The organism is Pseudovibrio japonicus (genome assembly GCF_014651595.1).
GTDB lineage: Bacteria > Pseudomonadota > Alphaproteobacteria > Rhizobiales > Stappiaceae > Pseudovibrio > Pseudovibrio japonicus.
The window spans coordinates 851,012-867,384 of record NZ_BMXE01000001.1 but is presented as its reverse complement, the minus strand read 5'-3'; the positions used below and the strand labels follow the sequence as shown (position 1 = coordinate 867,384).

Below are 16,373 nucleotides of genomic sequence, written 5' to 3'. Positions count from 1 at the left end.
CCCTAATGGTCGAAAATCCAATTGCATATGCGGATTTCTTATGTTTTTTGTCCACCACATTGATTCAAGTCAAATGATACTGCGACTTATAGTCGCTATAACCTAAGGTGAATCGCGTAGAAACCCGTATTGGGTTATTATGTCGCAGGTTTTCACGCAAGTGTGAGGATTGGTCGGACGGGCCAACGCGGGCACTCCACGTGTGTGGACAAGAAGAGGATTGCCGTTTCGGCGGCATTAAGAGGGACAGGGAGCGCAAGACGTGATGAAGCTCTTGAAGCATCACCTGGCGACCGTTGCCGCAATTGTGGCAATTGGGTTGGTAGGTTTTATGGCAGGTGCAGCCAGTGCAGCACAGCCAACGCCGTGGCAAATGGGCATGCAGCCTGCGGCGACGACAGTGATGGAAGATATTCGCTGGTTTAACGATTTTACCCTGGTAATTATGACCGGAGTTACGATTTTGGTGGCAGGATTGCTGCTCTTCGTGATCTTCCGGTTCCGCAAGAAGGCAAATCCAACGCCATCTCGCACGTCGCACAACACCACAATTGAGGTTGTCTGGACAGTAGTTCCGATCCTCATTCTGGTAATGATCTCAGTTCCATCTTTCCGTTTGCTCTTCAAGCAGCTTGATATCCCTGAATACGAAATGACCATCAAAGCGACTGGCTACCAGTGGTATTGGGGTTATGAGTATGCGGATGAGGGCATGGAAGATGTCGCGTTCGACGCTCTTATGATTCAAAACGATGAGCGTCCGGAAATCATGGCTGAAAAAGGCCTGACAGACGCTGAACTTCCTCGCCTTCTTGCGACGGATTACAATGTTGTTGTTCCAGTCGACACGACTGTGCGTGTTCAGGTAACAGCAGCAGACGTGATCCACTCATTTGCCGTTCCTGCATTTGGCATCAAGATCGACGCCGTTCCATACCGCCTCAACGAAACCTGGTTCCGTGCTGATAACACCGGCATGTTCTACGGCCAGTGTTCTGAGCTTTGCGGTAGAGACCATGCGTTCATGCCAATCGCCGTGCAGGTCGTGACCAAAGAGCAGTATGCGGCCTGGGCCGAAGCTGCGAAGACTGACGTCGACGACGCAAATACACTTCTCGCGAAAATGATTGCTGATGAGAAGAAGGTTGCATCCCGCTAAGCGGGGCCACTGATTTAGCCGCGTATGCGCGCGCCAAGGGCTGCTGCGCATATGAAGCAAGAAATATACGAGGGAGCACAACTATGGCTGCGTCTGAAACGCATGCACATGACCATCCAACCGGATGGGTGCGGTGGGTCTACTCCACCAACCACAAGGATATCGGTATCCTTTACCTGATCTTCGCGATCATGGCTGGCATCATCGGCGGTCTTCTGTCCATCGCAATGCGTATGGAACTGCAAGAGCCGGGAATGCAGTACTTCTCCGACCCGCACATGTTCAACGTCTTCACCACAGCGCATGCGCTGATCATGATCTTCTTCATGGTTATGCCAGCGCTCATCGGTGGTTTCGCGAACTATTTCGTTCCGATCATGATCGGCGCGCCTGACATGGCGTTCCCACGCATGAACAACATTTCCTTCTGGCTCCTGCCACCTGCGTTCATTCTGTTGATCCTGTCACTGTTCGTGCCGGGTCCTCCAGGTGCAAACGGTGTCGGCGGCGGCTGGACCATCTATCCTCCGCTGTCCACTTCCGGTCAGCCCGGTCCGGCTATGGACTTTGCAATTCTGGCGCTGCACGTTGCCGGTGCATCTTCCATTCTCGGTGCCATCAACTTCATCACCACCATCTTCAACATGCGCGCGCCTGGCATGACCATGCACAAGATGCCGCTGTTCGTTTGGTCCGTGCTGGTAACTGTTTTCCTGCTACTGATCTCCCTGCCTGTTTTGGCTGGCGCGATCACCATGCTGCTGACAGACCGTAACTTCGGCACCACTTTCTTTGAAGCTGCCGGTGGCGGTGACCCGATCCTGTTCCAGCACTTGTTCTGGTTCTTCGGTCACCCTGAAGTGTACATTCTGATCCTGCCGGCATTTGGCATCATCTCCCACATCATCTCCACCTTCTCGCACAAGCCAGTGTTCGGTTACATCGGCATGGCCTACGCAATGGTGGCAATTGGTGTTGTTGGCTTCGTCGTGTGGGCGCACCACATGTTCACCGTTGGTCTGTCTGCAGACACCCAGGCGTACTTCCTGTTCGCGACCATGGTGATTGCGGTTCCAACCGGCATTAAGATCTTCTCATGGATCGCAACCATGTGGGGCGGTTCCATCGAGTTCCGTACACCGATGATCTGGGCGATTGGCTTCGTATTCCTGTTCACCGTTGGTGGTGTGACTGGCGTACAGTTGGCAAACGCAGGCCTCGACCGCGCGCTGCATGACACCTACTACGTTGTGGCCCACTTCCACTACGTTCTGTCTCTGGGTGCTGTGTTCGCGATCTTTGCGGCCTGGTACTACTGGTTCCCTAAGATCTCCGGTTACATGTACTCCGAGTTCCTTGGTAACCTGCACTTTGCGCTCATGTTCATCGGCGTGAACCTCGTGTTCTTCCCGCAGCACTTCCTTGGTCTTGCTGGTATGCCACGTCGTTACGCTGACTATCCTGATGCCTATGCAGGCTGGAACATGGTCTCCTCTTACGGCTCCTACCTTTCTGGTTTTGCTGTGCTCATCTTCCTGTGGTGTGTCATCGACGCATTCGCAAAGAAGCGTGTGGCTGGCGATAACCCATGGGGTCAGGGCGCAACCACTCTGGAATGGACACTGTCTTCACCTCCTCCATTCCACCAGTTCGAGATCCTTCCAAAGATCAAGTAACTGAATGCGATTGACCGGGGGCGTGAATGCGCCCTCGGTTCCAGCCGAAGCACAAGACCCGGAAGTGCTCCATGTTCCGGGAATGAAACCAAGAAACGTAATACAACGACACCGGTTTCAATATCGCGATAGAGGTACAGGCATGACAATGCTGGATCAGACACAAGGGCTTCATGAAAACGCAACCGACCTGGGAGGTCGGGGAAGCGTTTCTGATTACATCGCGCTGCTCAAGCCGCGCGTCATGTCCCTTGTTGTGTTCACAGCAGCCGTCGGTCTGGTTATGGCGCCGGGCAACCAGCATCCGTTCCTCAGCTTTATTTCTATTCTCTGCATCGCCGTTGGCGGTGGTGCATCCGGCGCGCTGAATATGTGGTGGGATGCTGACATCGACGCTGTCATGTCCCGTACCAAAAAGCGCCCGATCCCGGCAGGCAAAATCACGCGTCAGGAAGCCTTTGCATTCGGTATGGTGCTTTCCTTCGGTTCCGTCCTCACACTTGGTCTGGTCGCGAACTGGGTGGCAGCTGGCCTGCTTGCATTCACCATCTTCTTCTACGTCGTCATCTACACAATGTGGCTCAAGCGCAGCACACCGCAGAACATCGTTATTGGTGGTGCTGCCGGCGCGCTCCCGCCAATGGTTGGCTGGGCAGCTGTCACTGGCGACGTCACTCTGGTCAGCATCGCGCTGTTCATGATCACTTTCACCTGGACACCGCCGCACTTCTGGGCACTGGCGCTGGTTAAAAACGGCGACTATCAGGATGCGGGCGTACCCATGCTACCGGTTGTTGCCGGAGAGACCGCGACCCGCCATCAGATTGTCCTGTACTCCCTGCTATTACTGCCGGTCGGTATGGCACCTTACTTCCTCGGCTTCGCCACTGCCTTCTACGGCGTCGGCTCTGCCATTCTTGGTCTGGTGTTTCTTGCCTATGCAATCCGTGTCTGGAAAGTTCGCGAAGGCGATGCTGCCAGAAAAGCAGCCATGTCTCTCTTCAAGTTCTCGCTGTTCTACCTCATGCTGATTTTCGCCGGGTTGCTCGCTGAGAATGTGATCGGTCTGGTCTAACGTAAAACTGGAAAGAGTAGAAAATGAACAAACACAACGAAGTTCTTTCTGAAGAGCATACTAAGACCCGCCGGGGACGTTCAGTGGCTCTCGCAGTCACACTGGGTGTTCTGGTTGCGATGTTTTACGTCATCACCATCGTGAAGCTCGGTCCGGGCGTCATCGATCGTCCAATGTAAGAGACGCAAATGACTGATCAAAAGCCTGAGACAACAGAACAGCGCGGAACAAAGCGCAGCAACGCAACAGTTGCTGTGATCTGTACCGGCGTGTTCTTTGGAATGGTCGGATTGTCCTTCGCAGCTGTCCCGCTCTACGAGCTTTTCTGTCAGGTGACAGGCTATGGCGGCACAACACAGCGTGCGGAAGAGGCTTCCGACACAATCCTCGATCGCGAGATCATCGTGAGCTTTGATGCCAACGTCGCTCCGGGTCTGGATTGGGATTTCAAACCGAAACAAAAGAAAGTCCGCGTGAAGCTGGGTCAGATGACCGAGATCATGTACGAGGCCCAGAGCCTTGCCAAACAGGTCTCCACCGGAACTTCAACATTCAACGTAGCGCCCTTCGAAGTAGGGGGCTACTTCAACAAAATTGACTGCTTCTGCTTTACCGAGCAACCGCTGGAGTCTGGAGAGTCAATCGATATGCCGGTCGTGTTTTTCATCGATCCGGAAATGGACAAGGACGAGAGCCTGAAGAATATCAAGGAAATTACCTTGTCCTACACATTCTTTGAGATGCCGAAAGACGGCGAAGAAGAAACAGCTGCAGTGGCTACTCCAAGCGACGCGGCCACTGATAAGCTTTAGGTCGCGAGACGGATCTGCCTCGGCAGAAGCGACCTTTTTGAAATGGGGAGAAAGATATGGCTGGTTCGAAAAACCACGATTATCACATTATCGAGCCAAGCCCGTGGCCATTTATCGGGTCAGTCGGGGCATTTATTCTGGCAATCGGCACAATTGCGTTTATGCGCGCCAGCAATGGCGAAGAGCTTGGCTTCTTGCCATACACCAACTCTGAGGGGCAGCTGGTTTATGGTATTGACCTAACCGGTTGGGGGCTGTTTGCCATCGGCCTGGCAATCGTGCTGTACACCATGTTCATGTGGTGGCGTGACACGGTGAAGGAGTCTCATGAAGGCCACCACACCCGCGTCGTGTCCTTGCACCTGCGCTACGGCATGCTGCTGTTCATCCTGTCCGAAGTTATGTTCTTTGTTGCATGGTTCTGGGCTTTCTTTGACGCGTCGCTGTTCGCTGGCGAAGCCGCGCAGTTTGGCCGTGTCGAGCACACAGGCGGCGTCTGGCCTCCGCAAGGCATCGAAACCTTCGATCCGTGGCACCTGCCACTGCTGAACACGCTGATCCTGCTGCTCTCCGGCACCACGGTGACTTGGGCGCACCACGCAATGGTTCACGGTGACCGTGAAGGCGTCAAGTGGGGTCTGATTGCAACCGTTGTTCTCGGTGTCATCTTCACCATTTGTCAGGCCTACGAGTATTCCCATGCTGCATTCGGGTTCTCTGACAACATTTACGGCGCCACCTTCTTTATGGCCACTGGGTTCCATGGCTTCCACGTGATCGTGGGCACCATCTTCCTGGCTGTATGTTTGTTCCGCGCACTGGCTGGCCACTTCTCCACCACTAAGCACTTTGGCTTCGAAGCTGCTGCTTGGTACTGGCACTTTGTGGATGTGGTCTGGCTGTTCCTGTTTGCAGCAGTTTACATCTGGGGCGGCTAAGCGCACTGGCATTCGCCGGAAGCGGGTCTGCAACCCGGACCAGAAAAGCGAAAAAGATAAGGGCGGCGCAAGCCGCCTTTTCTATATGTGCGACCAAGGTGCCGTGTAAGTGTTTCAAAGACACCTGTGTATACGAGGCTCCACATGCGTGAGAAGAAAAAGACAAAGCCCTATCTGGGTCTGACAGCCAATCCATTTTCCGCTGGTCTGCGCGGAAAATGTCCCAGGTGCGGGAAGGGGCCTTTGTTCCAGGGCCTGCTGAAGCTGCGCAAATCATGCTCCAACTGCGGTCTGGCCTATGACTTTGCAGATTCGGGAGATGGTCCAGCTGTCTTTAGCACTCTTATTCTGGGGTTTCTTCTTCTTGGTGGTGTTCTGTTAGTTGAGTTTAGATATGAACCGCCACTCTGGCTGCATTTGGTTATTTGGGTGCCCGTTACCGTTGTGTTCAGTGTCGCACTCCTGCGTGTCCTGAAAGGCCTTTTGATCGCACTGCAGTACTGGAACAATGCAGCGCCAGGAGAACTTGATGATCTCTGAAAGGCAGATTGCTGAGGCTTTACTTGATACAACGCCTGTGCACGAGCATGATGTCCAGTGGCGTAGCGATTCGGACCCGGCTCCCGAAGAGAACCCTCTCAATATTCGAACAGATAAAGATAATGTCGTGACTGATGATCAAACAGAACAGGAAGACGCTGGAGAAGCAAACGCAGCGAAGTCCGGGCTGATAGCATTCCTCAAGCGCTTTTGGCTTCTGCACCTCTGTGCTGCCGTGGGTCTGGCTATCTTGGTCAATCTGAGCTTGTGGCAGTTCAGTCGTCTGGACGAGAAGCTGGCGCTGATCGAACGCGCCGACGTGCGCGCCAATGAGCCGCCTGCTGCCGCTCCTAGGCCAGCTACATGGGAAGATCTCTCCAGTGACGAAATCGACTACATGCCTGTCGAGATCACTGGTCAGTTCATTATGGGTGAGTTGTTTTACTTCGACACCCTGACCCAGCCGAGAGGCCAGCTGGGTGGGCAAGGATACTTTGTCTACTCACCTTTCATCACCGATGAGGGGTGGAGTGTCTTGGTCAATCGCGGGTTTATTCCAATTGACCGTAAAGACTTCAGTACGCGCCTAGGGTCAGCCCCGCCACGCGGACACATAACCATCACCGGCCTTGCACGCCGCGCTGAAGTGGCAAGTGTGTTCTCTGCAGATGCGAACCTGGAGACCAATGAATGGTACGTACGCGAGCCAAAGGCCATGGCGGATGCTCTGGGCTTACCGACAGATCAGGCTGCACCCTACACAATCGATCTTCAGCAAACACTGAGCGTTGCCGGTAACCTGCCGCAGGCGGGGGAGACGCGTATGACATTCTCCAACAATCATTTGCAGTATGCATTCACATGGGCAGGTCTTGCTATCACGCTGGTCGGTGTCTACTTCGCCTTCCTGATCAAGGCATGGCGTGATCAGGGCAAAGTCACCTCTGGCATAGAAGGCGACGAGGAAGATGACGATGACTATGATGCTGAAGAAGAAAAGCGCAAAGCAGATCGCTTTAAGAGAATCTCCGATGCTGCCCGCTCAAAACACCGATAACCCTTATCGGTAATCGATAAAAAAGGGGAGCATGGCTCCCCTCAAATGTCTTTGGAAAGACCGTCTTAAAGCTGAGAAAGGATATTCTCTGCTGAGGAGATTGTTGCTTCTCCTGGGGACTCTTCAATGTTCAGCGAAGTTAACACGCCGTCCTTGACGATCATGGAGTAGCGCTTGGAGCGGATGCCCATTCCAAAGGCGCTCGCATCAAGCTCTAGGCCGATGGCCTTCGTAAATTCAGCGCTGCCGTCCGCAAGGAACTGAATCTTATCATCCGCACGTGAGTCCCGCGCCCAGGCTCCCATCACGAATGCATCATTTACAGAAACAACGGCAATCGTATCAACGCCCTTCGCCTTGATAGCCTCCGCATTGTCGATGAAGCCCGGCAGGTGGTTCAGGTGACAGGTTGGCGTAAAAGCTCCTGGAACAGCAAACAGTACCACGGTCTTGCCTTCAAACAGTTCGTCACTACTGACATTGACGGGTCCGTCTATACTTAGGGACTTGAATGTGGCAGATGGCAGTTTGTCGCCGACTTGAATTCCCATAGAAAATCTCCCCAATTCTCTTGCCTGTTGCGTATCTCCGAAGGTCCTGAGCGATGTTCGAAGTGAAACGCACGCATTACTCTGGATGACTGCATAGCAGAAGTCACGGGCTAACGTCAGCACCTTACAAGAAACGGGCTCTGGTTGCAGCTAGCGCTCTCGCATTAGCAAAGCAACCTGAGCCCTTAAATCTAATCCTACTGTGAAGGATCGGCTGGAGGAACCGGAACATTCTGGGTTTCCTCAAAAGCACCATCTTTGGTCACCAGCGTCAGGCGAAGCTCAAGGGTGCTCACATCATCCGGTAGTCCGTTGTAAGGCATGGTCCAATGAGCCTGACCATCCTTCACGCCCGTCAGCTTTGGTACGCCGTGATAGGAACCGGCCGGGCCCTCAATAAAGAGCTCTGGCGCTCCGTCGTCGGAAGCGACACTTGCGCTGACATTGACTTCGCGGTCCTTGCCTTCTCCAACAATTTCTATCTCTGGAAATAGGCTCGGCAAATTGCTTTGCGCAACGGGAACGGCTGCAAATGCATCGTTGATCAGTTCGTCTGCAACCTTATCCTCCAGTGTTGTGGAGGTTGGAAAGACGAGAGACACCTCAGCCTCTCCGGGAATGCAGATGTCCTTACAAATGCCAAAGGTCAGATGTGCATTCAAGATGGCAGGGCGACCGTCATTATCGCGCTTGACCAGCAGCGGCAGGACCACCTTCTCCGAGTAAATCACAGAAGTGGAAAATCCGTCGAAGTAAGCCTTTGGCGCTGGGAAGATCAGCTCTGCACTTTCCACGTTGACTGAATCGGTAAAGCTCGCTTCAGTTGGGATGCCGGCTTCCCCCGGATATCTCCAGTAGGTATGCCAGCCTTCTTCAAGGCGAAACTCAACGCCCGCACGATAGAGACCATCGGCGGAGGGCTCGCTTGCACGTATAAGGCGGACAGCGCCACCTTGAACAATGACCCATTCAGACACATTTGAAGACAAGGCGCTTGAAATGGAGGCTGACAGCACCGCAACAGCGATGAGGGTGGTTTTGAAGAATCTAGAAATCATAGGGTCTATTTAAACGGTCCCTTTTCAAATTCCCATTAAGATTGTCCCGTAGGCTATCAATGTTCCGTGAACAATCTCAGGTATTTTTCATTGAACATTGATCCTCGGAAAAATCCGTGAGTACTTATAATTTAATTGCCCCTACACTAACTGGCGGCAATCCGTTTGAAGCATGAGGAGCGCGCCCCAACATGTCTGGTGAAAATCCGGGTTACATTGACGGACAATATCTCATTGCCATGCCCACAATGGAGGATGGTCGGTTCGCCCATTCCGTAATCTACGTGTGCGCTCACTCGGAAGAGGGTGCAATGGGAATTGTACTCAACCAGCCGGCGCCTAACATCACATTTGGGCAACTTCTGGGCCAATTGAATATCATCGATGATGAGAACGACGACCAGGTGTCAATCGATATCGCTGACCGAAAGGTCTATCGCGGTGGTCCGGTTGATGCTGGGCGGGGCTTTGTTCTGCATTCCGATGATTATTTTCTGGAGGAAACCAGCCTCAAGATTGAGGATGGCGTTGTCCTGACCGCCACCGTGGAAGTCTTGCGTGCCATCGCTGCAGGCAAAGGCCCCAAAAAGGCTCTTTTGGCCCTCGGCTATGCCGGCTGGGCTCCGGGGCAGCTGGAGGCGGAACTGCAGGCAAACGGTTGGCTCACCTGTCAGACAGATCCCTCCCTGATCTTTGAAGGCGAGGGCGATCAGAAGTGGCATAATGCGCTTGATATTCTTGGCATCGATCCGGGAATGCTCTCCAGCGATATCGGTCACGCATGATCTTACGTGCCTAAACGACATTTCGCCGTGCAACTTCCTACAAATTCTGCTATTTCCCTGTGCGCACTTGAAATGCAAATGCGACAGTTTTGGGAATCTGCTTTCGGATTCCAGCTAAAAAACCTGAGTAATACCAAAGGGCTATAGCACAAAAATACCCTGATTCAGGTTGAGCGAGAAGGGATGTAACGGTGAGATATGTAAGTACGCGCGGCAATGCACCAGAACTCGATTTTTCTGAAGTGCTGCTCACGGGATTGGCACGCGACGGCGGTTTGTATCTACCAAAAGAGTTCCCACAATTATCTACTGAGGAAATTTCAGGATTTGCAGGGAAGCCTTACAGCGAAGTGGCGCTCAAGGTTATTGCACCTTTTGTCGGCGACTCTATTCCGCAAGACGACCTGAAACAGATGATCGACGAAGCCTATGCCAGCTTTGCGCATAAGGCCGTCACACCGCTTGTTCAAACCGCTCCAAACACATATGTGCTGGAACTCTTCCACGGCCCAACACTGGCCTTTAAAGACGTTGCCATGCAGCTTCTGGGCCGCTTGATGGATTATGTTCTGGCCAAGAAGGGCGCCCGCGCCACCATCGTTGGCGCCACATCTGGCGACACTGGCGGCGCTGCCATCGAGGCATTCCGTGGCCGCGAGCGCACTGACGTCTTTATCCTGTTCCCTGAAGGACGTGTCTCTCCTGTTCAGCAACGTCAGATGACCACGTCAACGGAAGCAAACATCCATGCGCTCGCGATCAAAGGTAACTTTGATGACTGTCAGGGCATTTTGAAAGACCTGTTCAATGACTTCTCGTTCCGCGAGCGTGTTGGCCTGTCCGGTGTAAACTCCATCAACTGGGCTCGCATCGTTGCGCAGGTGGTCTACTATTTCACCTCTGCCGTCTCTCTGGGTGCACCCCACCGTAAAGTTTCATTCACCGTTCCAACCGGAAACTTTGGCGATGTGTTTGCAGGCTACGTGGCCTCTCAGATGGGCCTGCCCATTGAGAAACTCGTAATTGCAACCAACACCAACGATATTCTGGCACGTACCCTGGAAACAGGCCGCTATGAAACACGCGGCGTTGTCGCCACCACGGCCCCGTCTATGGACATTCAGGTCTCCTCCAACTTCGAGCGCCTGCTGTTTGCAGCGAACGACAAGGACAGCGCCGCAGTGAAGGGACAGATGGACAGCCTCAAGCAGTCCGGTGGCTTCACTCTCTCGGAAAAAGCGCTCGGCTTTATCAAAGAGAAGTTCTCTGCAGGGCGCGCAAGCGAAGACGAAACAGCTCAGACCATCACTGACACGCTCAAAGAAAGTGGTTACCTATGCGACCCTCACACAGCGGTCGCACTCCACGTTTCCAAGCAGCACAATGATGGTGTTACCCCGATGATCGTGCTGTCCACAGCACATCCGGCTAAATTCCCGGCGGCAGTAGAAAGTGCATCAGGTATTCACCCTGAGCTGCCAGCTCATCTTGCTGATTTGATGGAACGCGAAGAGAAATTCTCCGTTCTGCCAGCAGATGCGCAGGAAATTGCGAAATTTGTTGAAGGCAATGCACGTGCCGTGAAAGCAGGCGTTTAATGGCGGTCAAACTAACAAAATTAGAAAATGGCCTGACTGTAGTTACTGATCAAATGGAATACCTCAAGACAACAGCTCTTGGGGTATGGGTTAAAGCTGGGTCCCGCTCCGAAGGCGAAAAGGAAAACGGGATTACCCATCTGTTGGAACACATGGCGTTCAAAGGCACCACCAGACGTAACGCGCGCGAAATCGCCGAGGAAATCGAAGCCGTTGGTGGCGAGATGAACGCTTCCACAAGTGTTGAGCATACAAATTACTACGTGCGTACGCTGGCCGATGATACCCCTTTGGGTCTGGATATCCTCTCCGACATCCTGCAGGATTCCATCATTGATGCAGACGAGCTCGTTCGCGAAAAACACGTTATTCTTCAGGAGATTGGTGCTGCGAAAGATGCCCCTGATGACCAGGTGTTCGACATTCTGCTCGAAACCGCATGGCCAAATCAGCCTCTGGGTCGGCCCATTCTGGGAACACCGGAAACAGTCACCAGCTTCTCCGTAGATGCGATCCGGCAGTATGTCGCCCGCAAATACACCGCTTCTGACATGGTACTCGCCGCTGCAGGTGCTGTGGACCATGAGGCACTTGTAGATCTGGCAAAAGCCAACTTCTCCAAACTGTCCAATGCCGCACCCGACAACGATTACACTGCCCAATATGTCGGCGGTGAGGGGGCTATCGCGCGCGACCTGCAGGAATTGCAGGTCATTCTTGGCTTCGAGGGCCTGCCTTACGAGCACGAGGACTATTACGCCGTTCAGGTGCTGGCCTCCATCTTGGGCGGCGGTATGTCATCCCGCCTCTTCCAGGAAGTGCGTGAAAAGCGCGGCCTTTGTTATTCCGTCTACGCCTTCCATTGGGCTTTCGCTGATACCGGCTTGTTTGGTGTGCATGCAGCCACCGGTCCTGAAGATGCAGCTGAACTGACTGAAGTTCTGGTGGAGCAGCTTAAGGAAATCATCAAGGGCGTGAGCGAAAAGGAAGTCTCCCGCGCGAAGGCTCAGCTGCGTGCCGGGTTGATGATGGCACTGGAGAGCCCGGCAGCTCGTGCAGGACAGCTGGCGCGTCAGGTTATGATCTACGGTCATCCGGTTGAATTGGCAGAACTGGAGCGCCGCCTGAACGCAGTAACTGCAGATCGTTTGAAGGTGCTCGCAAAAAGGCTATTTTCCTCGGATAATCCTACACTTGTTAAGGTTGGACCTGAGGCTCCTATGCTGAATTATACTGAGCTCAAAGAGCGTCTGGCAGGTATCGACGCATAAGCCTGTTGCAATTTCGGCGATGCTTTCGCCATAATAGCGCTGAAACAGAAAGGGGAGAGAAGCTGTGTCATTTTTTAGAGCAAGCACATCTCCCCAATCCCTTGCCACATTGACCACCCGCCGCCTCTATCTGCGCGCGCCAAACATGGCAGACTTCGCGCAGTGGGCCGATCTGCGGGCTCGCAGTCGCGATTTCCTACAGCCATGGGAACCCACGTGGCCCGCAGATGATCTCACCAAAACCTCCTTCCGCAAGCGCATGAGGCGCTATAACCAGAATATCCGCGAAGGCTCCCATTATCCGTTCTTTCTATTTAATCGAGATACAGACGAGCTGATGGGCGGCCTGAATCTGTCCAACGTGCGCCGCGGCGTCGCGCAGGCGACCTCTCTGGGCTATTGGATGGGGGAATCTTTTGCGGGAAACGGATTTATGAAAGAGGCTGTTGAGCGCATCTGTTGCTTCAGCTTCAACGACTTGCACCTACACCGGATCGAAGCCGCCTGCTTGCCAACCAATGCAGCCTCCAGAGCTTTGCTGACAAAGGTTGGATTCTCCGAGTTGGGCTACGCGCCCTCGTATCTTTACATTAATGGAATGTGGCAAGACCATATTTTGTTTGGCAAAATTCGGGATTTCACCCCTGCGCCTGCCCAAGTCTCGCCACAATCAGAGGCAGATGGGGATAAAATGCCTCTAACACATGCTTGAACCATGAAACTGACGCCTTGACGATGTAAGGATCTTGCTTAGGAATTCAGTTAATTTTGTGCTATCGTGGAGATGCCGGTGCAAGGGACTTGTTGTCAGCGCGTGCAGAACGTTATTCAGGCTGTTCTGTTAAGCGCTCTCCTGCTTATTGTGGCTGCATCGCAAGCCTTGGCTTTGGACGCAATTGTCGTTCCAGAAAATATTGATGCACTCGATCTGACCAGCTCCGTCGACATCTATCCCAACACCAGCACAAGCATTCAGGTCTCCACCGCACCCGACTCTGACGGCATCGTACGCCGCATTGAAGTGCGTTCCATTGATGACACCGCCAGTTCTTGGGCAGTCTTCGCACTCTCCAATCCGGGAGAGGAGCAGATCGACCGTCTGCTTGTGGCTCCTTACTACAAAATGACCGGTGGCGGCGTTCTGGCTCCAGATCTGGGCCAGCGCCGCATTGTGTCCCTGACACCAAGTCAGGGCATCCCACCAATTCGCGAGCGCAGCACAGAAGCCGATATCTACCGCATTACGCTGGATCCGGGTGCAAACGTAACCTTCATCGCGGAACTGAAGTCACCAAGCCTGCCGGAAATCCGTCTCTGGAAGCCGGAAGCTTACAAAGACAACATCAACGCCTACACGCTCTACCGTGGCATCGTACTCGGCATTGCAGGTCTACTGGCGCTGTTCCTCACCATCCTGTTTGTGGTGAAGGGCACGGTTCTTTTCCCTGCAACAGCAGCGCTGGCATGGGCGGTTCTGGTCTACTTGTGTATCGATTTTGGTTTCTGGAATTTGGTCTTCGGGCGAACGCTTGGAGATGACCAGCTCTATCGAGCCATGGCGGAGATAAGTCTCACGGCCGCGCTTGTCGTCTTCCTTTACGCCTATCTCGGTCTCAACCGATGGCACATTCATTACACCCATCTCGCCATCGGCCTGTTTGTCGTCGTCCTTAGTCTGTTTGGTTTGGCACTCTGGGACCCAACCATCGCAGCAGGCATCTCACGTGTTCTGATGGCTGGTGTGGCGCTCTCCGGTTTCGGGATAATCGTGATGCTTACCATCCGCAGGTTCGAGCGGGCGATTATGCTGCTGCCAACATGGTTCTTATTCCTTGCGTGGCTGTTCGCAGCCTGGATGGCAACCTCCGGCATTTTGCAAAGCGATCTGGTGCAGCCCGCTCTCGCAGGTGGTCTTGTCCTGTTCGTGTTGCTGCTCGGCTTCACCGTCATGCAGCACGCCTTTGCTGGCTCAGGCCTGTCACACAGCATCGTGGGTGACGTTGAGCGCCGTGCGCTCGCGCTCACCGGCTCTGGCGATATCATCTGGGATTGGGATGTAGACCGTGACAAGATCCACACCAGTGGCGGTCTTGAAGAAGCTTTGGGCATCAAACCCGGCCTGCTTGATGGTCCTGCTCGCCTGTGGCTGGAAATTCTCCACCCGCAAGACCGCGACCTGTTTCGTGGCACATTGGATGCGGTGATTGATCATCGCCGTGGCCGGGTCAATCAGGCATTCCGTCTACGTGGTGAAGATGGTCATTACCGCTGGTTCAAGATGCGCGCTCGTCCGGTGCTCGGCTCTGATGGCGAAGTGGTCCGCTGCGTTGGTACACTGCTGGACATTACCTCTCAGAAAACCGCCGAAGAGCGTTTGATGCACGACGCGGTGCACGATAACCTGACCGGCCTGCCAAACCGCGAACTGTTCATGGACCGCCTCGTGGCCGCGCTGGCACGTTCAAGAGCAGAAGGCAACGGGAACCCAACCGTCATCCTGATCGATCTGGACCGCTTCAAGCAGGTCAACGACAGCATCGGCCAGACCGCTGGCGACTCCATGCTGCTTACCGCAGCGCGCCGTCTGTCCCGTCTGATCAAGCCGCAAGACTCCCTATCGCGCATCACCGCAGATACCTTTGCAGTTCTGATGATCTCGGAGCAGGATGCAACCCGCATTGCAGCCTTTGCCGATGAACTGCGCAAGTCACTGCGCACACCTGTGACCTTCGGCGATCAGGACGTATTCCTGACCGCCTCGATCGGTGCCTCCATATACGACGGTGGTCTGGAAAAGGCGACGGACCTGATGCGCGACGCCGAGATTGCCCTCAACCACGCCAAGCGCCTTGGTGGTGATCGCATTGAGATCTTCCGCCCAACGCTCAAGCCTGTGGCCAGTAACACCCTTGCGCTCGACAATGACCTGCGCTCTGCGCTTGAAAAAGACGAGATCAAGGTCTTCTTCCAGCCCATCGTACGTCTCTCGGATAAAACCACGGCTGGCTTTGAAGCACTTGCACGCTGGGAGCACCCGACCCGTGGCCTGATCCCACCATCCGAATTCATTCCAGTCGCTGAACAAAGCGGCCTGATCAATGAACTTGGCCTGCGTGTGATGGAAAAGGGTGCTCGCCAGCTGGCGCAATGGCAGCGCGAGTTCAAACATGCGATGCCGCTGTTTGTGTCGGTCAACATCTCGTCCCGCCAGCTCCTGAAACCGGATCTTATCAACGACGTTAAAGCCGTTCTAGCTCGTACTGCGCTGACGCCGGGTTCATTGAAGCTGGAGCTGACTGAATCGTTGGTTATGCAGAACCCGGAATTCTCTGTTCAGGTTCTTGAGCGCTTGAAAGGCCTCGGGGCAGGTCTTTCACTGGATGACTTCGGTACAGGATACTCGTCCCTCAGTTACCTTCAGCGTTTCCAGTTCGACACCATCAAGATCGACCAGTCTTTCGTCCGCCCAAGCGGGCAGAGCGCTCGCCCGGTCATTCTGCGTACCATCGTGGCCCTTGGTCATGATCTTGGTATGGAAGTGGTTGCAGAAGGCGCTGAGACTGAATCTGATGCACTGGAGCTCTTCCAGCTTGGATGCGAATACGTTCAGGGCTTCCACTTCGGCCAGCCAATGCGCGCCGCTGAGGCAGGCCGCATGCTCAAAGAACAGTTCGCCCAACAGGACCGCAGCACTCAGAGCTGATAGAAAAAATGAATTGAGATTAGAGACTGGGGATCTTCACAAAAGATCCCCGTTTTTCTGCCTCGGTGCACGCTCTGATCAATCAGTTTCGTATTCCACTGTTTAATTCATCCGGTGACATATTCGCGGCATTTTTCTGAGGGTATCTGC

At 53.9% G+C, this 16,373-nt stretch carries 15 protein-coding genes; 13 read left to right on the top strand and 2 right to left on the bottom strand.

The annotated features are described in order from the left end of the window. Positions 1-265 precede the first annotated feature (265 nt). The 8 genes from coxB (at position 266) to IE076_RS03825 (ending at position 7,257) form a co-directional block, all read left to right on the top strand. Positions 266-1,159: a cytochrome c oxidase subunit II gene (gene coxB, locus IE076_RS03860; protein ID WP_189435406.1), complete on the top strand. Its 894-nt coding sequence runs from the start codon at positions 266-268 to the stop codon at positions 1,157-1,159. A gap of 83 nt (positions 1,160-1,242) precedes the next feature. Further along, positions 1,243-2,835: a cytochrome c oxidase subunit I gene (gene ctaD / locus IE076_RS03855; RefSeq protein ID WP_189435405.1), complete on the top strand. Its 1,593-nt coding sequence runs from the start codon at positions 1,243-1,245 to the stop codon at positions 2,833-2,835. Positions 2,836-2,977: 142 nt separating this feature from the next. Continuing rightward, a complete protein-coding gene (locus IE076_RS03850; protein WP_189435404.1) occupies positions 2,978-3,910 on the top strand; it encodes a heme o synthase in 933 nt (310 codons plus the stop codon). 23 nt (positions 3,911-3,933) lie between these two features. Next, the gene (locus IE076_RS03845) at positions 3,934-4,089 is read left to right on the top strand and encodes a cytochrome c oxidase system small membrane protein (protein WP_189435403.1); all 156 of its coding nucleotides are present in this window, start codon (positions 3,934-3,936) and stop codon (positions 4,087-4,089) included. A 9-nt stretch (positions 4,090-4,098) separates the two neighbouring features. Continuing rightward, complete coding sequence (locus tag IE076_RS03840; RefSeq protein ID WP_189435402.1) at positions 4,099-4,722, top strand: cytochrome c oxidase assembly protein; 624 nt, start codon at positions 4,099-4,101, stop codon at positions 4,720-4,722. Between the two features lie 56 nt (positions 4,723-4,778). After that, a complete protein-coding gene (locus IE076_RS03835) occupies positions 4,779-5,660 on the top strand; it encodes a cytochrome c oxidase subunit 3 (protein WP_189435401.1) in 882 nt (293 codons plus the stop codon). Between the two features lie 144 nt (positions 5,661-5,804). Beyond that, entirely contained in the window at positions 5,805-6,200 is a 396-nt protein-coding gene (locus tag IE076_RS03830; protein ID WP_189435400.1) for a DUF983 domain-containing protein, read from the top strand. Next, positions 6,190-7,257: an SURF1 family protein gene (locus tag IE076_RS03825; RefSeq protein WP_189435399.1), complete on the top strand. Its 1,068-nt coding sequence runs from the start codon at positions 6,190-6,192 to the stop codon at positions 7,255-7,257. The genes IE076_RS03830 and IE076_RS03825 overlap by 11 nt, the downstream gene beginning before the upstream one ends. A 65-nt stretch (positions 7,258-7,322) precedes the next feature. Here the strand turns inward: IE076_RS03825 and IE076_RS03820 are convergent, their stop codons facing one another. After that, positions 7,323-7,808: a peroxiredoxin gene (locus IE076_RS03820; protein ID WP_189435398.1), complete on the bottom strand. Its 486-nt coding sequence runs from the start codon at positions 7,806-7,808 to the stop codon at positions 7,323-7,325. Positions 7,809-8,005: 197 nt separating this feature from the next. Then, complete coding sequence (locus tag IE076_RS03815; protein ID WP_189435397.1) at positions 8,006-8,866, bottom strand: protein-disulfide reductase DsbD domain-containing protein; 861 nt, start codon at positions 8,864-8,866, stop codon at positions 8,006-8,008. A 191-nt stretch (positions 8,867-9,057) separates the two neighbouring features. On the opposite strand from IE076_RS03815, the gene IE076_RS03810 reads away from it, so the two are divergent. The 5 genes from IE076_RS03810 (at position 9,058) to IE076_RS03790 (ending at position 16,223) form a co-directional block, all read left to right on the top strand. Then, complete coding sequence (locus IE076_RS03810; protein ID WP_189435396.1) at positions 9,058-9,651, top strand: YqgE/AlgH family protein; 594 nt, start codon at positions 9,058-9,060, stop codon at positions 9,649-9,651. A 191-nt stretch (positions 9,652-9,842) separates the two neighbouring features. Next, on the top strand, positions 9,843-11,249 hold the full coding sequence (gene thrC, locus IE076_RS03805) for a threonine synthase (protein WP_189435395.1): 1,407 nt from the start codon (positions 9,843-9,845) through the stop codon (positions 11,247-11,249). After that, complete coding sequence (locus tag IE076_RS03800) at positions 11,249-12,520, top strand: M16 family metallopeptidase (RefSeq protein ID WP_189435394.1); 1,272 nt, start codon at positions 11,249-11,251, stop codon at positions 12,518-12,520. The genes thrC and IE076_RS03800 overlap by 1 nt, the downstream gene beginning before the upstream one ends. 64 nt (positions 12,521-12,584) lie before the next feature. Next, positions 12,585-13,232: a GNAT family N-acetyltransferase gene (locus IE076_RS03795; protein WP_189435393.1), complete on the top strand. Its 648-nt coding sequence runs from the start codon at positions 12,585-12,587 to the stop codon at positions 13,230-13,232. A gap of 72 nt (positions 13,233-13,304) precedes the next feature. Further along, positions 13,305-16,223, top strand: a complete 2,919-nt coding sequence (locus tag IE076_RS03790) for an EAL domain-containing protein (protein ID WP_189435392.1) — start codon at positions 13,305-13,307, stop codon at positions 16,221-16,223. Positions 16,224-16,373: the final 150 nt, after the last annotated feature.